A 25337-nucleotide genomic window follows, 5' to 3' on the forward strand; every position below is an offset into this window, starting at 1 on the left:
TCCTGTCCGCCAAAGGCTTGCAAAGGACTTGCAAAGGGACTTGCAAGGTGAGCCTGGGGGTGAATTTGGAATGTCTCTAGTCAAACGCCGTTCCCCTGTGAAGGGGCCTGCGGCGAAGAAAGCGCAGGAACCGCATTTTCAGTGATTGACGGAAAGCCCCAAGCACCGTAAACGAACCCTCGCCGAACAGGCATGCCCAGGTGGCGGAATTGGTAGACGCACTGCTTTCAGGTAGCAGCGGGTAACACCGTGGAGGTTCGAGTCCTCTCCTGGGCACCATCTTTCCTAGATGGTATAGAGTTATCAAGCACTTAGCTTGACCACGATCTCAAAAATGCAGGGTGCTTAAGGACAGGTGCTTAAAAAGCGTCTCCTTATGTTCTTGGTTTGCTAGACCTTCGGTTCGAGGATCGTTCTCCCGGAAGTATAAAAAAAGGCCACCCGAAGGCGGCCTTTGTTCAAGCGCTGACGGATTAAGCTGCATCCGCCATTCCAAGTGTCGCTGCGGTTTTGGCTGCCGCTTTGCTCCACTTATCATAGACTTCGACCTTCTTCTTTTGACGGAAGTAGGCTTTGGCATATCGGTCAATTTCTTTCAGGGTTTGGTGACCTGTAACGGCCATTACCTCATGAGGATTGCAGCCCCGCTCAATAAGCCTACAAACACAAAGCTTCCGCAGTCCGTGCAAGCTATATCCCTTTGGGATGCCAGCATCATCAAGCCACCTCCGAACCCTGTTACCAAAACTCTCCTTTGTGTAGGGAATGTCCTTTCGGTCCTGCTTGATTAAGAATCTGGAACCAAGGATACCAGCCGCTCTCGCCGCTTCGATACTCTCGTGAAGTTCGCCCACGACAGGAATGTGAGCTACACTTGGATTCCAGCTTCTTCCCTTTTCCTGCGTTACTTCGAAGGAGCCATGAGGAAGTCCTTTTTCAGGTGACTTCAATTGATCCCATCCGAGGAGATAAACGTCACCACGACGCTGGGCGGTATAACCTGCGAGATCAAACGTAAGACGTTCTTTCGTCCCCAGAGGATATCGAGCGGTCATGCGGTTCCACATCTCGTCGGTCCACATCTTGTATCCGCCGCTCCTGATCTGCTCCTTCTCGACAAAATGCGCATAGTTGATTTTCACCAGCTTGCGCTTGATGCCGAGCTTAAGGACGGCCTTGATCCACTTGATGAGGTTGTTTTTCTGTGACCCGCCAATAGTTTTCGGAATCAACTTCTGTTCCCCAGACCGATCAACCATCTCGCTTTCGATAACCTTGATCTTCCGATCCACGAGGGTCTGGATTGCCTCGGTATCGAAACGCTCTACGGGCATATCTCCATAACGGCGGCCATCGGGATCAGAAGCCTTTACAGGTTGGCTCCAAGTCCACCGCAACTGCCCCTCGATTGCACGGCGGTTTTTGAGCGTCTTAAACTTATCCGTCGCCATGTAATCGATGCACAGTTTGCCCCATGAGCCTTCGGCAAACCGAGTGAGCGATCTTTCCTGCGTCAGGCCCTTCTGAGCAACACCAGTGGCGTGGGGCTTAGCCTTCTCATTTGCCTCGTCGCCCGGATATGGATGTTGACCTGCGAGGAAGCGAGCATACGCAGCTTGGAATTCTTGACCGTGGATGATGTCGCCTTTCACCCGGTACTGGCGATCTCCTTTTTTACCGAACCAAAAATACCAGCGGGTGCGGCCATGTCGGTTGGGAAGATTGTAGACATACTCCCATCCGCTCTGTGTATTTTTTGGCCCCTTTTTGGACTTCGCCATCAATCCACGCTCCACTCATCAGCGTTGGAATCGTCATCTTCCCACATTGGAAGTTGATGGAATTTTTCCTCAGCTTCAATCCGTGAGTAAACCTTGCGATTGTTCAAGCGCCTTGGCTTAGGAAACAGGTGGGGGCTTTCGCGCCGAAGCTTTGCGAACAGGTTGGGGGAGATGCCCCAGTTTCTAGCGACTTGCTCTTCAGACAAACCAATAGCCTGAACGCCATGGGGAAGTTGAATGTCCTTTTTGCTCTTAGACATTGTAAACACATTGGAGTGTACCGGGCCTGCACTCCGTAGTCTTGATATCCGGTACCCACCTCAAAGGGCGGCGTGTTTGAGAGCAGAAGTATCCTGCTGCGTACAAAATAAGAAAGAGATGTCTTAATCTCCTAAATTAAAATGAGCCCATATGAGATCATAATTCGGCAGAAACTAACTTTCTGAGGTTTGTCTTTCCCGAAGGAACTGTCAGTTTTTATCGACTTTTCCCGCTCTAATCTGCGATACTAAATAGGCTCGATGGGTTTCCCCATCGGTAGGCTCAGGAGTTAAAGGGGCGACTCCACCCCACACCGTAATCCGGGACAATATACGAGGCGAGCCCAGGTGAAGCTGGACGCCGCAGACCGGCAAACATGAGGCAGAGCCGCCGACCGAGACGGACATCATCGCAAAATTGCGGATGAGTAACGGCTGCTCGGCAAGGGACTGAAAAGTCGCTTTGCAAGAAGGCACTTCAAAAAGAGGACAGTTGTGTCTTGGTCATTTGACCGCTGTCCGCATGCACCGATTCCCCAACTGTGTGGTGCATGTGCTTCGATTTCCAATCGATAACCGTTAGACTTACAAGAACTACCCGAGGCGGCACGGCCCGGCGAATGAAAAAGGGCGTTAGGCCACATTCAGCCGATCAGTCGAACCCTTCATCCACTAGGTGAGTTCTGTCGAGATAGGGCTGCTATAAGCAGGTTTGCGGGTAACCGCCTGCTGCCGATAAAACTCGGCTACGTGGCTTGTTGGGCACTTATAGCGATGGAAGTGAATACCTCTCCTTGTTCTGGACCACCTCAATCCTTCATTTCGTCCAGAACAGGGGGAGAAAGCACATTCGCTCCGAAAGTGAATGAACCAAGAATGCCTTGAGAACTCTGGGCAGGCAAAGAGATGGAAAACGCTGATGGCCTGGAATGCGATCAATCACGAGGGAAGCGAGTGATTGAGAGAGATGAAGGGCATCAGCAGGGCTGGAGGCATTAGCCTCCGGCTCTCAAAAACTTAGTTTCTGGGTACCCAACCACGGATTTGCACTGGCTCTTGGAGAATCCCGAACTGCCCAAACTAACTTTGGAAAGTTAGTTTGGGTCCCATTATGCGGCCTCTGCCGACCTCATAGCTTCGCGTTGCCCAGCCCGAAGAGCCGTATAATAGCTTGATTTGCTGATCCCCAGGACACGGCAAGTCTCCGGAATCGTGGTGTTCGGATCATCATGGGCAAGCAGCACCTGCCGGATCAGAGACGGGGTGATCTTAGGAGTCCTACCAAATTTAACTCCCCGTTCGCGAGCGAGAGCTACCCCAGCCTTGGTTCTCTCGATGATCAGTTCTCGCTCCATGGCAGCAAGGCTGCCCAGCACCCCTACAAAAAACCGACCCATTGGAGAGGAGGTGTCGATATTCTCGCGCAAGGAAACTAACTTTCCACCCTTAGCCTCGATCTCCTCGACAATTTGAAGCAAATGAAGCTGAGAGCGGGCAAGTCGGTCGAGTGCATACACGTAGAGCCGATCATTCTCCCGAATCAAATCGAGTACCTTACGCAGTTCGGTACGATCCCTCTTCACGCCCGAGGCGGTCTCTCGGAAGATGTCTCGGTCGTCGACTCCTACCTTGGTCAATGCATCAAGCTGGATGTCCCAGTCTTGAGATGAAGTTGAGCAACGCGAATAGCCGTATGACCTTCCTGCCATCGTGCGAAAACCCCCGTCTGAATCATTGGAATTCTCGCACGGACTTTTTTTACGTCAAACACTTTGGATTCCCGTCACTTGATCAACAGTCCAGAATCTGAAGAGTTGTTAGACTAATAGAAAAGAGGGTCTAACGCACATGGCCTTCAACTGGACGCCCCGCATCTACCAAGTCCGAAAGGCTCTTATGTAGGGCTACAAGAGCTTCAAGCTGAAATTCTGTTGAATGAGATGCAACTGAACCTTGACCTTAGATAGGTAGCGAACGGAGCATTGCATGCCAAGAGTTGCGGTGTCCACTTGGGATATGAGTGATTAAGTCATGGATGAAGAATACGAGCGCCGTCTTCGCCACCGTCTTGGCCTACTTAAGGAGCATCTGGCCGCAGGGCAGCTGTATTTGCCTCACGATGACGAGCTTGAAGCCAGCTTGCTGGCAATTCGGGCAGGTGCAGACGGCAAAGTTGATTTATCGACTGTAGACGGAAGGGTTCGAGCACTTGCACTCGCAATTGAAGCCTCAGAGCATGTAAACGCACTGAAGAGCAGTATTTCTCTGAGAGAGATTCAAGACGTTTATTTTCAATTCGTAGAGAGGAATTTCGGGCCGCTTTACAGAGGGATGCTAAAGGAGAAGGCAACTCCTGCGGAAATGGCAGCGGCTATATCCCGTGATCCAGAAGCTGTCGTTCGGTTTGTAAAAGGCATCCCTGGCTTTATGAGCGACATCGTAGAATTATGGTCCAGTACCTACGAAATTGCTCATTTCCACGCTACGGACCTTCAGGGTCTAAAAACGGTTTTTGGAGGTGAGATATTTCCTGAAGGGACCAAGAATGTAGCCTCTTCGTGTGGCGTTTATGTGGACACTATTGTACTGCCTGAGCCCTTCATTCGCTCTCGGATGTTTATCGAATCGGGGCCTGACGATCAGCGGGTTTATTGGCTTATCAAGCACGCTCTGAGCGTTCTTCAGTATAAGGACCTTGCTCTCACCGATCTTGAAACTCCTATTGCCGTCATTATCCCAGACACAATTTGGTTTGACGAGCGCGACCTCGACTACGTTCAGGTACAGGCTGAAAGAGATTTAAACAGTCATCTCCAGCTTCTATTTGGCCGGTCTTTTCATGATGCCGATGAAGTCACATCGTTCTTAAAAAGATTTCATGCTCCGGATGATGTGATTGCTGCCCTTAAGGATAAGTCACGCCTGCTCTTCGAGGTAGGTGCACCTGAGCCGCTGGCTATACAGCTACGCGATTATATCAACGAGTGGACGAGGGACAGGGGTATAAAACATGCCGGTCAAGCCGTGCTGACAGCCATTCATGGTCGAATGATGCAGGCAAATGACCTGTTAGTGAGGAGCCAGCGAATAGGCGGCCCCCCTCTGATTGAAGCACCTACGTCATGGCGATACCTAAATTGGAAACTCGAATATACTGCGCGTGAGTTCAGCCCAGATGAATCCCTAAACCTTCATCTCATAAGAGGGCTCCAATCTGCCGCAGCAGCGGAAATGGCATGGCTCGGCAATGTACCAGTAAAAACCCTCATAGAAATGCGTCAGACGGGTGCTTTAGCTGAGCTTCGCGGGGTGCTGTCCAAAGGGGTCGCTGAGATGGTAGAGGCTCGACCCGACAATTTTTTTAGGACTGGCGATAAGATTGTCGACAACATTCAAAGTGCCTTTGACGAGCATAAAAACAAACTTACTCAATTGACAGGGAAGAAATGGCGATTTGCAGGCGTCGAACTGGCAAGCTGTGTTGTACATGGCGCAATTGAGATCGCATCTGCGTGCGGAGTTCCTTTGGTTAGCCTTGTGAACTCTGCAATGGATCAGGTGATCGATGTTCCTAAGTTTCGCGATATTCCCGGCAAGTTCAAAAGTCTCAAAGACGAAGGCCGAGCCTTGGCACGCTCACCAGTTGGACTCCTTTTTCAGGAATCGAACCGCAAAAAGTGAGAGACTTTAGGCGTTCTCAAGGGTCGCAGGCTTCACTGGTGAAGAAATCTTAGAGACTATTAGCTAAATCACAAAAAAATCCTTGGAAGTCATCTGGAGACCCTTGGCGAGTTGCACAAACTTGGTTTGTGCGGCCCTGCCAAACCCATCCGGATCGTAATAGAGTGCCCCGCTCTTGCTGTCGTATATAATCCGGTCACTGGAGTCGTGGGCCTTTGTGCCGATCCAGAAGCAACCAGACTTCAGGGCTCCATTCTTACCAACTTTGGTGAAGATGGCATTCTCAAGGTAGACCGTATCGTACTTCACGCTGAAGTCGGTGATCGTATCCACGTTCGTCCGTTTGTTCAGCGCTGTGCTGAACACGAACTTGTCAGAGCCCGATCCACCGGTCAGACGGTCGTTACCAAGGCCACCGTTGATTGTGTCGTTACCGGAGCCAGCGTTGATCCTGTTATTCCCTGTATTGCCAGTGATTGTGTTGCTGAGGCTGTTGCCGTTGAGCGTGATCGCACCGGCTCCGGAGCCGTAGAGACGCTCGACGTAAGATGCCAAGGTCAGGCCGACACTGCTGTAAACGGTATCAGCAGTACCTCCTGCCTTGGTCTCGACCACGCGATCTCCGGCATTGTCCACGTAGTACGTGTCATTGCCGATCCCGCCGTCCATCCGGTCAGCGCCTGCGCCGCCATTAAGAGTATCGTTCCCGGCCTGACTATAAAGGGTATTGGCAGCAGCATTCCCGGTGACGGTGTTGTTCAGATCATTGCCGATGAGGCTGATCGTAGCGGACCCCTGCGCAAAGAGCCGCTCAACATAAGCCCCCAAAGTGTAGCTGATAGTCGTGTACACAGTATCGGCGTTTCCAATGGTCGCGGTCTCAACCACCTGATCCCCGGCGCTATCGACATAATAGATGTCATCGCCGAGGCCACCTTCGAGATAGTCGTTCCCTGCACCCCCATTCAGGATGTTCTTTCCGCCGTCTCCAACAAGAACATCAGCAAACGAGCTACCAAGCAAGTTCTCAATGCTGATGTACTGATCGCCAGCCGCATCCCCAGTGTTGGCAGCCGAGTTGGACAGGTTGGCCGTCACGCCCGCAGCGGCCCTAGCATAAGAGGCTGTGTCGCTTCCAGAGCCACCATTGAGGGTATCGGCCCCGGCAAGGCCCAAAAGGGTGTCGTTTCCCGCCCATCCGGTGAGGCGGTCGCCTCCAGCCGTGCCGGTCGCGGTAATAGCAGTCGTAAAGTCGTTATGGAAATTAATGTTCGTGCTCAAAGTACCATGGATGCTTGACCGCGTTCCGTCCGATAGGAAGACGTTGTCGCGCAGGACCTGGAAGTTCACTGTCCCGTTCGCGGTCAAGTACGGGATGAAACGCGGGATGTTACCAAGCCAAACATCTTTTGCGGCGTTCTGGAAGGTGTTCGCCCATGTCAGGTACTCATCTCGAATAGCAAGATGTAGGCGTCCCGATCCATCATTGAGGAAGATCGCATTGCCGTGGCCGGTGCTAGACCCTTCTGCGGCAATAGCGAGGTCAATCGTACCATTACCGTCGAAATCCCGGACCTGAAGGCTGTAGTCGGCAGCCCAGGTGGTCTGGTACTCGGGCAGCCAATTTTCTGTCATATCGGTAAAGTTGAAGCTGCCTTGGTTCTTGTAGATGCGGATGGATGAAGCATTCTCGCCAAGCGAATAGTTGGTGCTTAGGGTTAGAATATCGTTCAGGCCATCGCCGTCGAAATCCGCAATCATGGTGCGGACATCATGGCTATACGTCTCTTGAAACTTGCTTCCATCCCCGAAGTCGATTGGCGATAGACCGTCATGGTGAGTCTCGAAATATGGGGTGATCTTGGCAACCTTTGTGCCGTTGACCATTCCAGTTCCATTGCCCTTCATCACGAGGATGTCGGCACGCTGGAAATATCCATGCTCGTCAAAGAGAGGAACAGAGGTGTCGATAGCGTCACCGATTACGAAGTCCACATAGCCATCGTTGTCGAGGTCACCTGCCGCTACCGCCGATCCTCCGGGCGAGCGATTGACCGGGTTGGCATCAGGAGTGTTCCAGACAGCAATAGGATTTGCGCCATTCTGGCCAAGAAAATACTGGTCTGACGTGCGGGGCGCTCCGGTTGCCAAGTCAATCGCGCTGTATGTTGCCGTTACGACATCCATCAGGCCATCACCGTTGATGTCGGCGAGGTTCGCGCCATGGGCGGCGATGCGGTCCTCATAGTCCACCCGCGTATATCCGGACGCGCCGGACATGAGAAAGGTTGAACGAACCGGCGTAACTGGGAAGTCGGTGAATCCAGCAATGCCGATATCGCCCCTGCCATCCCCGTTGAAATCAGCGATCAGCGGCTGCCACGTCCCGGCAATCACAGTGCCTGAAAGGCCGCTAAACTCCGTGAAACCACCTGATGCATCCTGCTTCAGCACCAGAAGCCGGGTGGCGGCGTTGTCCGGACCAGTCGGGTCGCTGCCATAAGCCCATCCGCCGATCACCATGTCTAGCCGACCATCTCCATCGAGATCGCCAAAGTGATAGCCCGAGTTGATCTGATCGCCCGCAAATGTGGTGAACCGGAAGAGGCCGACCGAGGTTACGCTAGGAGACTTCGTGATCATTGCCCCTCCAGAAATGTCGCCCTTTTATTCTGCTAGGGCTCGGCTAGGTGCTTTATATAGCACCTTATAACGTGCAATATATAGCGTCGCAATAAAGCGCACGAGCCCGTCACATCCGGACATGGATGTACGGCGAAAACTCGGTGAAAACGTTAGGCTACTGCGCCTGCAAGCTAACCTGACCCAGCAAGAGGTCGCGGATCGGATCGGTGTAGACCGGGCTCACGTCAGTGCCCTCGAAGCGGGAACCCGGAATCCAACGCTCCTCACCCTCTGGCATCTAGCCCTGGCCCTTGGCGTTGAGATTACAGACCTTCTTCGGGACTTTCCTTCCCAAGCCAATGGCACCACGATTAGGAAGCGCGCCAGCAAGCGCAGGGGACCAAGAGGGACGCAGGCTGGCGAATAAGGGAATGCTTACGCTGCGTAGGACGCATCGAAAGCAAGTTTGTCGGCCAACTCATCGTCCTCATCGATCACCCCAAAATCATCACGGCTGAAGTCGTAAATTGAAGCCAATCGTGCAACACGATTGTAGTGAGCCGCTCGAAAGTGACGGGCTGGGATGCGAATTCCCGCCGAATGCAATTTCTTGAGCACCTGCCGCGTGATTGAAGGGCTGACTGGAAGGTTGGACTTCCCATGGATTGCATGGAAAACCCAACCAGAGTCGAGGCTCTCAAGCTCAATGATGCAGGGATGAGGGCGATACTCCACAAACAGGGTGCGTCCGAGGGCTACAAAAGCAACTTTTGTCTCCAAGCAATTCTCGAAACGGCGACCCGCGTCCCGCATTGCATCAGCATTGGCAAGCAAAGTGAATTCAGCGCTGTTCAATGAAGGTGGCTCGACCCATAAATGCGACGCGCGCTCAAGCCAACGCTGAACCCAGCTTCCAAGATTGCTCCCGGCTTCCATGCTTTCAAGTGAAGCGATGAGCACACCATCGCTGGCCGTCGGTACAACGCGCTTAATCAACTCAATAGAGCACAGAAAGTCTTTGGCCTGATGGACTGAAGCAAGCTGCTTCACCAGCTTCATCGAAACATACGGAGGCTCAAGGGCCATCAGGATGGCAAATGCCCGAGCAGGAACTCGCGGCATATATCGCAAAGCGGAAAGGCGAGCGCGATGCTGTGGCTTCGTGTGGAGTTCAATCATGAGACGGTAATTCTCTTCAGAAAGAGGTTCGTCTCCGATCTTTGAAAGGATTCCGACGAGTCCTTCGGATGTCGGATAGAGGTGCCGGACAATATCCCGAACCCGGCGGTGCAGAATTGTGTAAGCGATAGGAGCAAGGGGGTTAGTGAATGCCAATCCCGTCAGGCTGCTCAGGGAATGAAGGCGTGATGCGAGAAGGTCCGGGCGAGCCAAATCAAGTTCGCACAGTACGAGGGCGATGAGTTGCGCACGAAGGGGCGAAGCTGTGATGTAACGCCGGAGGGTGCTTGGAAACGCCTCGTCGCAGGCAATGAGCTTACTCAGAATCCACCCTTCTACGGGACGTTGTCGAAGGAGGGGATTATGCGACAGCAGTCGAACCAAGAGCGTCTCCGATGCAATTGCACACCAGACGACGATCTCACGGAACCGGAATCTGTCAAATAATATTTGAGCTGAGGACTGATTCCCCACCCCTGGCTCAAAGGTCTAACATTCTTCAAGAAGGTCTTATGTTTAGGGAACGATGATAGGCTCGCCGCCTCCATCAAACTTTGCAACAGGCGTCTCTCCAGGAAGAGAGCCAATATCTTCTCCATCAAACCCAAGTAGCTTGTTGGCTGCCGCGCCATCAGGCAGCTTCTCAACATCCCTAAGTTTCCGGTTCATGGCTCTCGTGCGCGTACCAAGGTTTTCAACGGATTTCGCAGCGGTATTAAGCTGTGAAGCCAGCCTCTCCACCACGCCGTTGTACTTCTCAAACTCACCTTGAACGGCACCGAGGATTTTCCAAACCTCACTGGATCGCTTCTCGATGGCCAATGATCGGAAGCCCATCTGGAAGGCGTTCAGAATGGCCGACAGCGTGGTCGGGCCTGCCAACGTCACCTTGAAATCGCGCTGTATGCCCTCAAACACGCCGACCTGCCTGAGAACCTCTGCATAGAGCCCTTCAGTAGGGAGGAACAGGATTGCGAAATCAGTGGTCACAGTCGGATTGATGTACTTAGTACAAATCTCTTTGGCACATGCACGCACTTGAGACTCAAGCTGCTTTCGGCAGGCTTTTACCGCATCCTCATCACCTGCCTCAGAGGCTTCGAGCAGGCGGTCGTATACCTCTCGGGGAAACTTGGCATCGATAGGGAGGAGAACCTCAGACCCATCTTCCTTCCCCGGCAAGCGGATAGCAAACTCAACTCTTTCAGAGGAATTTTCCCTGACACGGGCATCTTTGACAAACTGCTCACGCGTAAGGAATTGCTCCAGGATCATTTCGAGCTGAACCTCGCCGAAGGTGCCCCGTACCTTCACATTTGTCAGGACATTCTTGAGGTCGCCGACATTGGAGGCAAGGCTCTTCATTTCGCCGAGGCCCTCATGCACTCGGTTGAGTTGCTCGACGACCCGGTTGAATGACTCGCCCAGGCGCGTCTCCAGGGTCGATTGGAGCTTTTCATCCACGGTCTGCCGCATTTCATCGAGCTTCGCGGAGTTTTCCTGACGGAGAGCATCGAGGCGAGCTTCCACGGCCTGTTTCAGTGCCTCACTTGAGCGTTCGTTCTTCTCGGTCAGGATGTTTAGAGACTGCGTCGTCTTTTCAAGCCGCTCCTTCTGCCGCTCGCCCATTTCAGTAAGCGTCTGACTCATATTGCCGCCCAAGCGCTGAAAGTTTTGGCTTAGTTCCTCGCGAAGGTGCTTAGCCTCTTCCGTCTGCTTGGCGGCAGCACCATCCAGCCTCGCCTCAATCAGCACGCGGAGGTTTTCCCGATTGCGTTCCGCGCTCTCGCCCATCTGGGCAATGTCTGCATCGAGCTTCTCGCCGATCACCTGTGTCCTAAGCTCGATTGCCTTGATGCCCGTATCGAGCCTCTCTCCGAAGGAACGGATTTGCGTGTTCACCCCCTCGAAGAGGGTCGAAAAGGTCCTCGTGGTATTCTCCTGAAAGTCCCGGACCCGCTCGGCCAGTTCGTCGCGGATGCCTCTAGCCTGCTCATCGCCAGAGCGCCTGATGGCCTCGGATTCCGCACGCAGAAGCTGTCCAAGTACGTCGCGGTTCAAGGGCTCAAAGCCTGTGATGCGACTAAGTTTGGTCAGGATAAACAGACCTAACAACAGCGTGATAGCAACAAGCGCGGTTAAGATCGCAAGCAGCACGTCAACCATTCTGCCCCCCGGCATCAGACGTAAGTCCTACAACTCTAAGGGGTGTTCATTAAAGCCCGCAATCCGAACAAATCATGAACTTTAAGGAAGCTTTCTAGTATATCAACTTGAGGTATTGTTCAGGTTCAGCAGTTTGGTACTTTCGCCGTTTTAGTGCCTCTTGTTGGACCGCGTACCATGTCAGCCTTGACCCTCGATAAGCTCGAAAGCCATCTCTGGAAGGCTGCCGATATCCTTCGGGGTGCCATCGATGCCGCCGATTACAAGCACTACATTTTCGGCCTGCTCTTCTTCAAACGCCTCTGTGACGTATGGGAAGAAGAGTATGAGGAACGCCTGAAAAAGTATGGCGATGCCGAGCTTGCCGCTGATCCGGACGAACACCGCTTCAACATTCCTAAAGGGCACTTCTGGGCGGATGTCCGTAAGCACACCACCAATATCGGTGAGTACCTGAACGACGCCTTCCGGGCGGTTGAAGACGCGAACCTGCGGCTTCGGGGCGTTTTCCAGGACGTGGACTTCAACAACAAGGCTCGCTTTCCGGACGCCACCCTCGAAAAGCTGCTTCAGCATTTCGAGACCTACCGGCTCCGGAACGCGGATGTGGAGCCAGATGTTCTTGGGCAGGCTTACGAGTATCTGATCGCCCAGTTTGCGGATGATGCGGGCAAAAGAGGCGGCGAGTTCTATACGCCAAAGATGGTCGTGCGGCTGATCGTGGAATGCCTGCGGCCTGAAGAAGGCATATCGATCTACGACCCGACCTGCGGTTCGGGCGGCATGCTGCTGGAGGCGGTGCATCACCTGGAGCGGCAGGGCAAGAATCCCAAGAGCCTGTCGCTGTTCGGCCAGGAGCGGAACCTCAACACCTGGGCGATCTGCCAGATGAACCTGTTCCTCCACGACATCGACGATGCCTCTATTGCTCGTGGGGACACCCTGCTCGATCCGAAGCACTTGACTGGGGACGGCACTAAGGCCATCCGCACCTTCGACCGGGTTCTCGCCAATCCGCCTTTCTCGTTAAAGGAATGGGGCCACGACACCTGGAGCAAGGGCGATCCCTTCGGGCGCGACCGGTTCGGCTGCCCGCCCAAGTCCTATGGCGATTTGGCTTTCGTCCAACACATGATCGCAAGCCTCAAGTCTGATGGCATGCTGGGCGTGGTTCTCCCGCATGGCGTTCTGTTCCGGGGTGGGGCCGAGGGACGCATCCGTGAAGGCTTGCTGAAGGAAGACCTGATCGAGGCGGTGATCGGCCTTGCCACGAACCTGTTCTATGGCGCGGGCATTCCGGCCTGCATCCTCATCGTCCGCAAGAACAAGCCCGCTGTGCGGAAGGGCAAGGTGCTGTTCATCAACGGCGTCGAGCACTTCGTTGAGGGGAAGGCTCAGAACCATCTCTCGGATGAGAATGTCGCCGCCTTGGCGAAAGTGTTCCATGACTATACGGATGTGGCGCGTCTGGCACGCGTGGTGCCGATTTCCGAGATCGCCGCGAACGACCACAATCTCAATATCAGCCGGTACGTCCATGTCGGCGAGGAGGCAGAAGACCTCGACGTGGCCGAAGAGGTCGAGAAGCTGATTGAACTCCAGGCGCAGCGTGATGCTGCTGCGGCGAAGATGATGAGCTTCCTGAAGGAACTTGGCTATGTCGGGTGAGAAGCCTGACGGTTGGCGGGTAGGTAGCCTGGGCGATTTGATCTTGCTTGAATACGGGAAGTCCCTTCCTGAAGCAAAGCGAGTTCCTGGACCATTTCCTGTATATGGATCAAGCGGCATTGTAGGCTTCAATGAGCGTGCGCTGGTTAGTGCGCCTGGAATCATCATCGGTCGAAAAGGGACTGTTGGTTCAGTCATCTTTGCCGATAGCGATTTCTGGCCGATAGACACGACCTATTTTGTTTCACGGCGAGGAGATTTTGATCTCCGCTGGATTTACTACCTGTTGCAGCACGTCGATCTTGCACAACTGAACGAGGCAACTGGCGTCCCTGGTCTCAATCGCGACAAAGCTGCCAAGGTCTCTGTCGTCATTCCCCCATTATCCGAGCAGCGCCGCATCGCGGAAGTCCTCTCCAGCGTAGACGAGGCCATTCAGGCGGCGCAGGCGGTCATTGAGCAGACTCGCAAGGTCAAGCAGGGCGTCCTGACACGCCTTTTAACCAAAGGCGTTGGTCACACTCGGTTCAAGCAAACAGAAATCGGGGAAATACCCGAGGAGTGGGAGGCGTTATCTCTCGAACACTGCGGCGTGAGCATTATCGATGGAGATCGAGGCAAAGAGTATCCGAAAGCAGCCGATTACTCGGATACCGGACATTGTCTGTTCTTGAGCGCTCAGAACGTTACCAAGAGAGGATTTTCGTTCGACACCGCTCAATTCATTTCGCGTGAAAGGCATGAAAAACTCCGGAAAGGAGTGGTTGAACGTGGTGATGTTGTAATTACAACGCGCGGCACTGTTGGAAATCTTGCCTATTATGATCAGAGCATTCCGCATGACCTAATGCGTATAAATTCCGGCATGGCGATTTTGCGCACCGATGGACGCAAGGTTTATCCTCGCTACCTGTATGCGGCCCTGACTTCTCCCGTTGTCGAAAAACAGATTGAGAAACTTACATTTGGCAGTGCTCAACCGCAGCTAACAATCAAGATCATCAAGGGATTGGTAATTCCAGTGCCGAGCGGCGAGGAACAAGAGCTTGTTGCTCGGCGATGCGCCGAGTTGGCTCAAGCCGTCCAAGAGGGTGAGCAGCATCTTGCAGCGCTCCATTCCTTCAAGTCCGCTCTCATGGCCGACCTCCTCACAGGCCGGAAGCGGGTCTTCACCGACCTTCCCATGGCCGCAGAGTAAAGAATAGGGGCACGACGTGGCAGGCATGGAATGGCATATGGTCGAGAAGCCGACCCTCGAATGCCTGAAGGGCATGGGCTATGCCTTTGTGCCGCCTGCCGATCACCCGTCCTTACGCGACGGTGACAATCAGGTTCTATTCCGATCCCATCTCGTCGCCGCGATCCAACGGGTCAACGGCGTCTCCGAAGCCGACGCCCAGGCGGCTTATGCGGAACTCGCATCCGTCTCCGATGACGAGGCATGGCTTTCGATCCTGCGCGGCAATTTCAGCCGCGTAGTGCAGGGCGAGGCCACGCACCGGACCCTGCGGGTCATCGATTTCCTGAAACCCGAGAACAACCTCTTCAGCGTCACCCATCAATTCCGGGTCAAGGCCGAGAAGACCCGGATCGCCGACGTGGTGATCCATGTGAACGGCATTCCCCTGGTGGTGATCGAGTGCAAGAGCCCGATCAATGCCAAGGACAAAACCGGCGAAGCCTTTGAGCAGATCAAACAATACGAACAGGAGATTCCTCGCCTGTTCCTTTCGAACTGCTTCAACATCGTCACGGACGGCACCAACTGCCTCTATGGCTCTACCGGCAGCCCCTCGAAGTTCTGGGCCGAATGGCGCGATCCATGGCCCAGGTCAGAAACTGAGTTTTCGGATAAGCTTTCGAAGGGGTTGTGGAGTCTTCTGGAGCCCTCCCGGCTTCTCGACCTGATCGCCCATTTCATCGTCTTCGAGAAAACCGAAGATGGCACGATCAAGAAGATGTGCCGCTATCAGCAGTTCCGGGCGGTCAACAAGCTCGTTAGCCGAGTGATCGAGAACGAGCATCGGCGTGGCCTGATCTGGCATACACAAGGCTCGGGCAAGTCGCTCACCATGGTGTTCGCGGCCCTGAAGTTGAAGACGCACCTAACCGTATCCTCGCCAGAACTGTCCAATCCCAACATCATGGTGTTGACGGATCGCGTGGACCTGCACGACCAGATCAGCGGCACCTTTACCGCCTGCGGCCTGCCGAACCCGGTTGCGGTGAACAGCATTTCCGAGCTTCGCACCCTCATCAGCAAGGGCACGGACGGCCTGACGGTCCTCTCCACGATTTTCAAATTCCAGGGCTCGCAGGAGCCGATCCCGAATTCGAAGAACTGGATCGTCATGGTGGACGAATGCCACCGCACCCAAGAAAAAGACCTCGGGGCCTATCTGCGAAAGACCCTGCCGGACGCCAGGTTCTTCGGTTTCACGGGCACTCCGATCAAGAAGAACGACAAGGACACCTATGCCAATTTCGGCGTGGTGGGCGAAGGCTATCTCGACAAATACGGGATCGACGACGCCGTGGCCGATGGGGCGACAGTGCCGATCTACTACACAGGCCGCAAGACCGACTGGCACGTTGACGACGCCAAGATCGATATCCTCTTCGACCAATGGTTCGCCTATCTGCCGGATGAGAAATCGGACGAGGTCAAGAAGCGGAGCGTCAATGTCGCCGATCTGCTGAAGCATCCCAAGCGGATCGAACTGATCGCCTACGACATCTGGACCCATTTTAAGGAATATGCCCGGCCCGATGGCTTCAAGGCTCAGATCGTCGCCATCGACCGCGAGGCGGTCATTCTCTACAAGCGGGCGCTCGACCGTGTCATCGCCGACGAACTGATAGCGCAGGGAATTTCCGCCGAGGACGCCATGGCTCAGGCCACCGTCCTATCCGCCTGCGTGTATTCCTCGACCCAGGAGGACGGAAAGCCGAGCGAGGATGAGCACATCCAGAGCATCCGCAATGACCTCAAAGCCCACTACCTCGACCAGGATGCCGAGACCACGATCAAGAAGGCTTTCAGCGCCAAGGGGAAGAACCCGGAATTCTTGATTGTCTGCGACAAGCTCCTGACCGGGTTCGATGCGCCCATCGAATCCGTGATGTACCTGGACAAACCGCTGAAAGAGCATGGACTCCTCCAGGCCATTGCTCGCACCAACCGCGTCTCCAACGCCCAAAAGAAGAACGGCCTGATCGTCGATTACATCGGCGTCTCGGTGAAGCTGGAGGAAGCGCTTTCCTCCTATCGGGCGGACGATGTCAAAAACGCGATGCGGAACCTCGACGACCTGAGAAACCAACTTCGGGCTGCTCATGCCCTCGTCATGGCAATGATGAAGTGGCTGAAGCGGCAGGAGGGGCTCTCGAAGAATGGCCTGAAGGCTGAGTTCGACCAGTTCGTGAACCTGCTCAAGACTGAGGACAAGTGGTTCGAGTTCCGGAACAAGGCGCGGGAGTTCATCGGCCTGTATGAGGCCGTGAGCCCCGATCCAAGTATTCTGGAGTTCACCGCCAATCTCAAATGGATCGCGACCTTCCTGCCCTATGGCACCCAGGTTTTCGAGAAGCGGGAAGCCTTCGATCAGCAGACCTATAGCCGCAAGATTAGGGACATGCTGGCTCAGCATCTCGATGCCACGGGCCTGAGCGTCACGGTCAAACTGCGCCACATTACTGACCCTGACTTCTGGGAAGATTTCGAGATCGAGGGAAAGACCGAGAGCGACCTGAAAACGGCGGCGATCCGCAAGACCACCGAACTGCGTAAAGTGGTGAGCGAGCGGCTGGCCCAGAATCATCACCAATACGCCAAGTTCTCAGATCGCCTGCGCGAGTTGCTCGGAAAGCTCGACGGAGCCCAACTCTCCTGGGCCGACAAGCTGAAGATCGCCGAGGAGCTTGCCAAGGACCTGGATGCCGAGGCGAAAGCCCATGAGGGCACGGGCCTGTCGGCGGGAGCCTATGGTATCCTCCAAGTGCTGAAGGCATTCGGAGCAGATGGGGAAGCCGAGGATTTGGCAATCCGGATCGAAGGGCTCTACACCGATGACGCGACCGCACCTCCGAGATGGCAGGAGAAGGACGGCCTGCGGAGAACATTGCGCCAAGAGGTCCGTGGCATGGCCCACGAATTTGGTTTGAAGGACCTCAAAGCCATCCCCGAGCACGTGGAAGAGTTTGCCATCAAGCACTTCGCCAAGGTGTGACCATGCCAGTTCTGATGGTTGGCGAGACGCAGGTTTCCTACACACTCAAGCGCTCGGGCAAGACGAAGAGCGCCCGCATCACCGTGACTCCAGAGACGGTGGAAGTGGTTGTGCCAGCAGCGGCCTCGGACGAGGAGATTGCTGGCGTTCTCCATCGCCGCCGTGAATGGCTGGTCGAGCAGACCCGCCACATGGCAGGTCGCGTGGCAGCGGCTCCGAAGGTCGCCAACTTCGTCAGTGGGGCGAAAATTCCTTACCGGGGCAGGCTCATACGGCTCAAAGTCGAGCCATCAGATGGAACATTGGTTGAGGTGTCCTTCCGAAACGGCTTTGTCGTCCATTACCCACGCACCCTCTCAGAAGCCTCAAGAGACATCCTGATCGAGGATGCCCTGCGCCTTTGGCTGCGCAAGCGTTTAAGAGAGGACGTAAACGCCTTCATCCGCCAGCACGGCGAGCCCAATGGGCTGAAACCCAGGCGCGTCGAGATCAAGGATCAGAAGCACCTCTGGGGAAGCTGCGGCCAGGATCGGGTGGTGAACCTCAACTGGCATCTGATCTTCGCCCCTAAGACTGTGCTCGAATACGCCGTGGTCCATGAACTCTGCCATCTCCGGCACCGGACCCATGATCGCGAGTTCTGGGGATTGGTCGGCAGCATTCTGCCCGATTGGGAGGCGCGGAAGGAATGGCTAGACCGGAACGAGCATTTCCTGAACCTTCAGAAAATCAGCACAAGCTGAACAAGGTATGCTTATCTCACAAATGATAGATTTAAATACAACGACACTAATAGCTTTTTGGGGGGCGGGCATCTCCACAGCACTGGCAATTATTAAGCTGGTGGAGTTCAAGCGTACCTTTACGCGAGTTGAAGCAAGCTGGGTTCTTCGAGGGCATGAGGAAATTGGGCATGATGTGCTCATCCTCAACAACTCGGCACAGCCAATCTTCATCACGAGTTTCGACGTAGTTCGAGCTAAAAGAAAATGGCTCAAGCGAACTATTACAAAGGTAGAGTTCTCGCTGGAATACCAGCATGCAGCATACCGGATAGAGTCTTTTGGGGCCAAAGAACTCAATTTTTCTGAGGGGGATTATTTCCCAACTACCTCGAAACGGACAGAGAAGTTTGGGCCGCTTTATCTTCGGATTTGGCTAGGTGGTAGCAAAAAACCGGTTTGGTTGGGACTAGGATAGAAAGGCCGGTCTGCTCCACATGTATGGGAAGGTGCTAAATTGGAGGGGCATTATCCTGGGGTTAGGTGGGGTTTAAAGCCATTAAGCACGCAAGCTATGTGACTGTAATATAAGCGTTATGTTACCTCTCTCCTGGGCACCATCAACCCTTTAAGTGGTTGATCCGCAAACGAATCCAGATCAAGACATCAGACCATCCGGGTCGTCTAAGCTGATCGGTCGTAATCCTCAAAAGCCTTATTCGCCTTTGTGTTAAAGCCAGAGCGATCATGCTGAACTGGGCGATACCCTTTTTGGATTCGATACTCCAGTCGTTCAAAAGCCAACGCTTGTCGAGACTTCGAAACTGACATTGCTTCATTTGCTGATAGTAAACAGCGCTTTGGGCACTGAAGGCGGGTTGGCGCAATCTGGCCTCTCGGCCAAAGGTTAAAGCACGGAACCAAATCAAAGCTTGACGGTTAACGGGGGCCATTACCGCCAGGGCCGACCATGCTGTTTAGAATTGCCTGGTTCATTTTTGCGCTGGTCATCTCTGGGCCAATTTTTGCGCAAGAGAGCCACCTCATCAGAGTTGGTGTGCTCAGGTTCGGTACCGTCGCCTGGGAAATCGACACGCTCCGTCACGAAGGTCTCGACCGTAAGCATGGGATCGCCCTTGCGCCGGTAGAACTCGCCTCGAATGAAGCTGCCAAGGTCGCGTTGCAGGCCGGCGCAGTGGATATGATCGTCACCGATTGGCCTTGGGTGGCCCGCCAAAGAAGTGAAGGAGCCTCGTTCAGCTTCATTCCCTACTCGAAAGCGGTCGGCGTGCTGATGGTCCCTCGGGATTCGCGTATCAAGAGTGTTGAGGATCTCAAGGGTTCGCGAATTGGAGTTGCTGGCGGAGCCCTCGACAAAAGTTGGCTTCTTCTCAGAGCCTACGCACAGAAAGAGTTTGGTATCGACCCGGCGCAAGCAATGGAGCCCGTTTTCGGTGCCCCTCCGTTGTTGAACGAGGAATTGGCACGTGGGCGCATCGGTGCCGTTCTGACCTATTGGCACTATGCCGCTCGGCTTGAGGCCGAGGGCGCGCGTCCGCTGCTCACGGTAGCAGATATGATCCGCCATCTCGGCATCGACAGCGATGTACCGATGCTCGGCTATGCGTTTCGTGACGATTGGGCAGAGCGTGAACAAGCTGCGCTGAAAGGCTTCGTCGCGGCATCGCGGGAGACCAAGATGCTGCTTGCGACTTCAGGGGAAGCATGGACACGTCTGGCGCCTCAGATCGGAACTGATGACCCAGCTGTCCTGGCATCTCTGAGAGCAAACTTTCGCGCCGGAATCCCGGAGCATTGGGGGGATGCCGAGCGAAAGGCATGTGCCGATCTTTATGCTATCTTGGCCAGTATTGGAGGGGAGAAGTTGGTCGGAAAGGCCAAGGTCCTGGATCCGAAGACCTTTTGGCTTTCCGTATCCTATTGAGGCTGCCGATGCGCGCTGCTGACATCCGGAGCGGAGGAAGCTGGCAGGCAATTGCCTCCGTTCTGCTGTTCATCGGGTTGTGGCAGATCGGGGCTGTTTTCGCCGACAGCCGTCTCTTGCCAGGGCCTGCTGCCGTTCTGGCAAGCCTCATCGGCGAGGCGCGAAATGGCGCTCTGTTCCATCACCTCGGCATCACGCTTGCGCGCGTGGGTGTCAGCTTCACCGTCGCCATGGTGATCGGGGCCGCGCTCGGCATCGCGCTCGGCCTTTGGCGCCCGCTCGACCGCTGGCTCAATCCATGGCTCGTGATCCTGCTCAACGTGCCGGCGCTCGTCGTCATCATCCTCACTTACATCTGGCTCGGTCTGGTGGAGACGGCCTTGCTCGTGGCGGTGGCGCTCAACAAGATCCCCAATGTGGCGGTGACTCTTCGCGAAGGCGCGCGGGCGCTCGACCGGGATTACGCGGAGGTAGCGCAGGTCTATAGGCTCAGTCCCTGGATGACATTGCGGAACGTCATTGTTCCGCAGCTGGCGCCATATCTCCTGGGCGCCGCGCGCAACGGGCTCGCCCTCATCTGGAAGATCGTGCTCGTGGTGGAGCTTCTGGGACGATCCAACGGTGTCGGCTTTCAGCTGCAGAGCTATTTCCAGCTTTTCGACGTGCCCCGCGTGATAGCCTATGCGGCAGCGTTTATCGCCTGCGTCTTGCTGATCGAGCTTCTGCTCTTCGCGCCGCTCGACCGCCGCATGGAGGCGTGGCGGCGATGACCATGCGCATTCTCATTCAACGAAAGGTTTTTCCTGCGCGCGCGCAAGCTCCTGCTCACATTGTCTTCGAGCGTTTTTCGCTCGATCTCGCGGAAGGGGAAATCTGCGCCATCGTCGGCCCGTCCGGCATCGGAAAGACGAGCCTTCTCCACATCGTCGCCGGTCTCGACAATGATTTTTCCGGTTCCGTCGAAGGGCGGCCGCGCGGGATCGGCTATGTATTCCAGCAGCCGCGCCTTCTGCCATGGCGAACCGCCCGGCAGAATCTGCAACTCGTGATTCCCGATTGCCCCGAGCGGGCAGGCGACTGGCTTGCGCAGGTCGGGCTTGCAGGCTCCGAGAATGTCTATCCGCAGCGCCTGTCTCTCGGCATGGCGCGGCGCGTATCGCTGGCGCGGGCCTTGGCCGTCGAGCCGAAACTGCTGCTGCTCGATGAGCCCTTCTCCGCTCTCGACGAGGCTACCGCGAAGAGCATGCAGGATCTCGTATCGGCACAGCTGAAGAGATTGCGTCCGACCACTCTTCTGGTAACGCATCATTGGCACGAGGCGGCAGCCCTTGCCGATCGGGTGATCACGCTCGACGGTTCTCCCGCGCGGATCGTGGACGACAGGTCGATCCGGCCCGCGAGGGCTGCGGAATGAAGCTGCTTCTCGCCTTTATCGCATTGTTTCTGGCGAGCCCTGTTCTTGGTCAGGAAAAAACCATCGCCATCGGCGTTGTCACGCAAACGCGTGATCCCGTGCAGCCTGTCTCTCCTCTCGACCAGGAGATCAGAGACGAGGGCCTTGCAGGTGCGCGCCTCGGCATTGCCGACAATGCCACCACCGGCCGTTTCACCAAGCAGCGTTTCACGCTCGTGGAACAAACGCTAGCGAAGGATGCCAAGCCGGCAGATGCCATCCGCGATCTGGCAAAGGAGGGCATCAGGTTCGTGGTGACCGATCTCGACGCGCCCCTTCTCACGGCGGCAGCCTCCGCTCCGGAGGCGCGTGAGATGCTTTTTCTCAACGCGCGCGCGCCTGACGATGCGCTGCGTAACGAATCCTGCCGCGCCAATATGCTTCATACCATCCCGAGCCGTGCCATGCTGGCCGATGCCCTGGCACAGTATCTGATGACGAAACACTGGCGGCGCTGGTTTCTCGTGACCGGCAGCGCTCCCGGCGACAAGCTGCAGGCGCAAGCCTTTCGCCGCGCAGCGATGCGATTTGGTGCCGAGATCGTTGGCGAAAAAGAATGGACCTTCAAGCCGGGGCATGCGCGTACCGATACCGGCCACGTGACCCTGCAAAGCGAGATCCCGGCTTTGACGCAAGTGACTGACCATGACGTCCTCGTCGTTGCGGATGAAACGAACGAATTCGGGGATTACCTCTCCTACCGCACGGCAAGGCCCCGTCCCGTCGCGGGCACCCATGGGCTCGTCACCACGGGCTGGAGCGAGGTGTCCGAACAATGGGGCGCAACGCAGCTTCAAGCCCGGTTCGAGACCTTATCGGGCCGCAAAATGACTGCCGTCGATTACGCTGCCTGGGCCGCGATCCGCGCCGTTGGTGAGGCCGCCACCCGCTCGCGCAGCAATGACCCTGCCGCCATCATGGCCTATCTGCGCGGATCCGATTTCATCCTCTCCGGCTTCAAGGGCCAGGGGCAGAGCTTCCGCGTCTGGGACGGGCAGATGCGCCAGCCGATCCTGATCGCAGGGCCTCGGCTCCTCGTTTCCGTCTCACCGCAGGCAGGCTATCTGCATCGGGGCTCCGAACTCGACACGCTGGGATTCGACCAGGGAGAGAGCCGATGCCGGTTCTGATAGCCTTTTTCTTGCTCGCACTGACCCTGCAGGCTGCATCTGCTGAAACGATCTATGTGTCGAACGAGCAGGACAACACGATCTCCGTAATCGACGGGCAATCCCTGAGCCTTGCAGCCACGATCCCGGTAGGACGGCGCCCGCGCGGGATCGGCCTGAGCGCGGACAGGCAGAAGCTCTATGTGGCAGCAGGCGACGACAATCGCATTGATGTGGTCGATCTGAAAACCCAGAAGGTGGAAGGCTCGCTTCCCTCCGGCGAAGACCCGGAATTGTTCGTGCTGCATCCGGACGGGCGCCGTCTGTTCGTGGCGAACGAGAACGACAATCTCGTGTCCGTTCTCGATATCCCTGAAAAACGCATCGTCAGTGAAGTCGAGGTCGGCGTGGAGCCGGAGGGCATGGGAGCAAGCCCCGATGGCCGTATCGTGGTGAACACGTCCGAGACCACGAGCATGCTCCATGTCATCGATGCCGCGAGCCTCGAACTGATCGACAATATCCTGGTGGATACTCGCCCTCGTGTCGCACAGATCTCTGCCGACAGCAGGCAGATCTGGGTCTCGTCCGAGTTACGTGGAACGGTGGAGGTGTTCGACGCCGACACGCGAGAATCCTTGGCGAAGATCGTTTTCGAAGTACCCGGCGTTCCACGCGAACTCGTGCAGGCGGTCGGCATCCAACTGACAGCCGATGGATCGCGGGCTTATGTCGCCCTGGGTCCCGCCAATCGCGTCGCCGAGATCGATGCGAAGAGCTTCAAGGTGCTGCGCACTTATCTGGTGGGGCAGCGTGTCTGGCACATTGCGCTCTCGCCGGACGATAAACGGCTTTATACGGCCAACGGCAATTCGAGCGATGTGTCCGTCATCGATCTCGCGGGCCAGGAGGTGGCGAAGACCATTGGCGTCGGCCGTTCGCCATGGGGAATCATGGTCGCGCCATGACGGCTCTTGTCATCGAGAACCTCAGTCATGGGTTCGGGCGACGCAAGGCTCTTTCCGATGTGAGCCTCACCATCGATCCGGGCGCCTTCATGGTGTTGCTCGGCCCCAACGGGGCGGGGAAGACCACGCTCGTCTCGCTCGCCACCGGTTTATACAATGCACAACAGGGCGATATCCGCATCTTCGGACATTCGATCAGCCGCGATCCGCTGCCGGCACTCGCCGATCTCGGCGTCGTCTTCCAGATGCCGACCCTCGACCTCGACCTGACCGTTATGGACAACCTCGCTTATCACGCAGCTTTGCGTGGGCTTTCCCGCGCAAAGGGTCTGGAACGGGCTTCCGTCGAGCTGGAACGGCTCGGCATTGCCGAGCGAGCCCACGACAAGGTACGCGCCCTGTCGGGAGGATTGCGGCGGCGCGTCGAGATCGCCCGCGCCCTCCTGCACGATCCCCGTCTTCTGATCGTCGACGAGGCGACCGCCGGTCTCGATGTGGCGGGGCGGCACATGTTGCTCACGCATGTGCGCTCCTTATGCGGGGAGGGAATCAGCGTGCTGTGGGCCACACACATGCTGGACGAGATCGAGCCCGCAGACAGGCTTGCGGTGCTGCATCGGGGATCGCTGCGATGGACGGGGGCGGCGAGCGAACTCGCATCTCCGGAAAATCTTGAAGCTGCATTCCTGCAGCTTATGGGAGAAGCGGCATGAGCATGCGTCATGCCGCTTTGGCCTTCTCAGGCATCATGCGCCGGGAAATGCTGCGCTTCATCGGCCAGCATGGGCGCTTCGCGGCAGCAATCGTGCGGCCTCTCGTATGGCTCGGCATCTTCGCAGCGGGCTTTCGCTCCGTGCTGGGGCTTTCCATCATCCCACCTTACCAGACCTACATTCTCTATGAGGTCTATATCGTACCAGGACTTGCCGGGATGATGCTGCTCTTCCACGGCATGCAGAATTCCCTCTCCATGGTCTACGATCGCGAAATGGGCTCGATGCGCGTTCTCCTGACCGCACCCCTGCCGCGATGGTGGCTTTTGGGCGCGCGGCTACTTGCCAGCACGATTACGGTTCTGCCGGTCGTATACGGCTTCCTGCTGCTGGCCCGCTTCTGGGAGGTGCGCCCGCCGGCTTTCGGCTATGCGGCGGCCTTGCCTGCTTTGGTTCTGGCGGGCCTCATGCTCGGTGCTTTCGGCCTGGCTCTTTCCTCCCTCATCCGCCAGCTTGAGAATTTCGCGGGCGTGATGAACTTCGTCATCTTCCCGGCCTTCTTTGCTTCGACCGCGCTCTATCCCCTCTGGCGGCTGGAAGAAGTCAGTCCCGTTCTGGCGGCTTTTGCCTGGGCCAATCCTTTCTCGCATGCGGTCGAGCTGATCCGTTTCGCGCTTTATGGACAGCTGGAGCCTTTCTCCCTCCTTGTCTGTAGTGTCTCTCTCATCGTCTTCTTCAGCCTTGCCGTCTGGGGTTACGATCCGGGACGAGGTTTCTGGGCCCGCCGAGCCGTCGAATGAAAGGGAACAGGTCAATTCGCTTCATCGTTGCTGTTGCA

At 55.9% G+C, this 25337-nt stretch carries 20 protein-coding genes and 1 tRNA gene; 15 read left to right on the forward strand and 6 right to left on the reverse strand.

Going from position 1 to position 25337, the window contains the following annotated elements:
- Window positions 1–194: 194 nt before the first annotated feature.
- A tRNA-Leu gene (locus MJ639_RS05065) sits at window positions 195–279 on the forward strand.
- A gap of 194 nt (window positions 280–473) precedes the next feature.
- Here the strand turns inward: MJ639_RS05065 and MJ639_RS05070 are convergent.
- The 3 genes from MJ639_RS05070 to MJ639_RS05080 form a co-directional block, all read right to left on the reverse strand.
- A complete protein-coding gene (locus MJ639_RS05070; protein WP_243369189.1) occupies window positions 474–1781 on the reverse strand; it encodes a tyrosine-type recombinase/integrase in 1308 nt (435 codons plus the stop codon).
- Entirely contained in the window at window positions 1781–2041 is a 261-nt protein-coding gene (locus MJ639_RS05075; RefSeq protein ID WP_243369190.1) for a hypothetical protein, read from the reverse strand. The genes MJ639_RS05070 and MJ639_RS05075 overlap by 1 nt, the downstream gene beginning before the upstream one ends.
- 1109 nt (window positions 2042–3150) lie before the next feature.
- Window positions 3151–3750, reverse strand: a complete 600-nt coding sequence (locus tag MJ639_RS05080; RefSeq protein ID WP_243369191.1) for a recombinase family protein — start codon at window positions 3748–3750, stop codon at window positions 3151–3153.
- Between the two features lie 322 nt (window positions 3751–4072).
- Here MJ639_RS05080 and MJ639_RS05085 point away from each other — a divergent pair, with 322 nt between their 5' ends.
- Window positions 4073–5722, forward strand: a complete 1650-nt coding sequence (locus tag MJ639_RS05085) for a hypothetical protein (protein ID WP_243369192.1) — start codon at window positions 4073–4075, stop codon at window positions 5720–5722.
- A 63-nt stretch (window positions 5723–5785) separates the two neighbouring features.
- Here MJ639_RS05085 and MJ639_RS05090 read toward each other — a convergent pair whose 3' ends face one another.
- On the reverse strand, window positions 5786–8365 hold the full coding sequence (locus MJ639_RS05090; protein WP_243369193.1) for an FG-GAP-like repeat-containing protein: 2580 nt from the start codon (window positions 8363–8365) through the stop codon (window positions 5786–5788).
- 121 nt (window positions 8366–8486) lie between these two features.
- Here MJ639_RS05090 and MJ639_RS05095 point away from each other — a divergent pair, with 121 nt between their 5' ends.
- A complete protein-coding gene (locus tag MJ639_RS05095; RefSeq protein ID WP_243369194.1) occupies window positions 8487–8774 on the forward strand; it encodes a helix-turn-helix domain-containing protein in 288 nt (95 codons plus the stop codon).
- Window positions 8775–8782: 8 nt separating this feature from the next.
- On the opposite strand, the gene MJ639_RS05100 is transcribed toward MJ639_RS05095, so the two are convergent.
- Window positions 8783–9910 carry a hypothetical protein gene (locus MJ639_RS05100; protein ID WP_243369195.1) on the reverse strand — a complete coding sequence of 376 codons (1128 nt, stop codon included), beginning with the start codon at window positions 9908–9910 and terminating at the stop codon, window positions 8783–8785.
- A gap of 132 nt (window positions 9911–10042) precedes the next feature.
- On the reverse strand, window positions 10043–11692 hold the full coding sequence (locus MJ639_RS05105) for a DNA recombination protein RmuC (RefSeq protein WP_243369196.1): 1650 nt from the start codon (window positions 11690–11692) through the stop codon (window positions 10043–10045).
- 177 nt (window positions 11693–11869) lie between these two features.
- Between MJ639_RS05105 and MJ639_RS05110 the strand changes: the two genes are divergently transcribed.
- The 12 genes from MJ639_RS05110 (at window position 11870) to MJ639_RS05165 (ending at window position 25299) form a co-directional block, all read left to right on the forward strand.
- On the forward strand, window positions 11870–13360 hold the full coding sequence (locus MJ639_RS05110) for a type I restriction-modification system subunit M (RefSeq protein ID WP_243369197.1): 1491 nt from the start codon (window positions 11870–11872) through the stop codon (window positions 13358–13360).
- Window positions 13350–14558, forward strand: coding sequence for a restriction endonuclease subunit S (locus MJ639_RS05115; protein WP_243369198.1), 1209 nt, complete (start codon window positions 13350–13352; stop codon window positions 14556–14558). Before MJ639_RS05110 ends, MJ639_RS05115 begins: the two co-directional genes overlap by 11 nt.
- A 25-nt stretch (window positions 14559–14583) precedes the next feature.
- Entirely contained in the window at window positions 14584–17589 is a 3006-nt protein-coding gene (locus tag MJ639_RS05120) for a type I restriction endonuclease subunit R (protein ID WP_243369725.1), read from the forward strand.
- Between the two features lie 2 nt (window positions 17590–17591).
- Window positions 17592–18332, forward strand: a complete 741-nt coding sequence (locus tag MJ639_RS05125) for a M48 family metallopeptidase (protein ID WP_243369199.1) — start codon at window positions 17592–17594, stop codon at window positions 18330–18332.
- A gap of 7 nt (window positions 18333–18339) precedes the next feature.
- A complete protein-coding gene (locus MJ639_RS05130) occupies window positions 18340–18789 on the forward strand; it encodes a hypothetical protein (RefSeq protein ID WP_243369200.1) in 450 nt (149 codons plus the stop codon).
- 492 nt (window positions 18790–19281) lie between these two features.
- Window positions 19282–20256: an ABC transporter substrate-binding protein gene (locus MJ639_RS05135; protein WP_243369201.1), complete on the forward strand. Its 975-nt coding sequence runs from the start codon at window positions 19282–19284 to the stop codon at window positions 20254–20256.
- Window positions 20257–20264: 8 nt separating this feature from the next.
- Window positions 20265–21026 carry an ABC transporter permease gene (locus MJ639_RS05140; RefSeq protein WP_243369202.1) on the forward strand — a complete coding sequence of 254 codons (762 nt, stop codon included), beginning with the start codon at window positions 20265–20267 and terminating at the stop codon, window positions 21024–21026.
- A complete protein-coding gene (locus tag MJ639_RS05145; RefSeq protein WP_243369203.1) occupies window positions 21023–21670 on the forward strand; it encodes an ABC transporter ATP-binding protein in 648 nt (215 codons plus the stop codon). Before MJ639_RS05140 ends, MJ639_RS05145 begins: the two co-directional genes overlap by 4 nt.
- Entirely contained in the window at window positions 21667–22839 is a 1173-nt protein-coding gene (locus MJ639_RS05150; protein WP_243369204.1) for an ABC transporter substrate-binding protein, read from the forward strand. The genes MJ639_RS05145 and MJ639_RS05150 overlap by 4 nt, the downstream gene beginning before the upstream one ends.
- Window positions 22827–23786 carry a PQQ-dependent catabolism-associated beta-propeller protein gene (locus tag MJ639_RS05155; protein ID WP_243369205.1) on the forward strand — a complete coding sequence of 320 codons (960 nt, stop codon included), beginning with the start codon at window positions 22827–22829 and terminating at the stop codon, window positions 23784–23786. Before MJ639_RS05150 ends, MJ639_RS05155 begins: the two co-directional genes overlap by 13 nt.
- A complete protein-coding gene (locus MJ639_RS05160; protein ID WP_243369206.1) occupies window positions 23783–24499 on the forward strand; it encodes an ABC transporter ATP-binding protein in 717 nt (238 codons plus the stop codon). Before MJ639_RS05155 ends, MJ639_RS05160 begins: the two co-directional genes overlap by 4 nt.
- Window positions 24496–25299, forward strand: a complete 804-nt coding sequence (locus MJ639_RS05165) for an ABC transporter permease (RefSeq protein ID WP_243369207.1) — start codon at window positions 24496–24498, stop codon at window positions 25297–25299. The genes MJ639_RS05160 and MJ639_RS05165 overlap by 4 nt, the downstream gene beginning before the upstream one ends.
- Window positions 25300–25337: the final 38 nt, after the last annotated feature.

This window comes from Microvirga solisilvae, from assembly GCF_022808595.1.
GTDB classification, from domain to species: Bacteria; Pseudomonadota; Alphaproteobacteria; order Rhizobiales; family Beijerinckiaceae; genus Microvirga; species Microvirga solisilvae.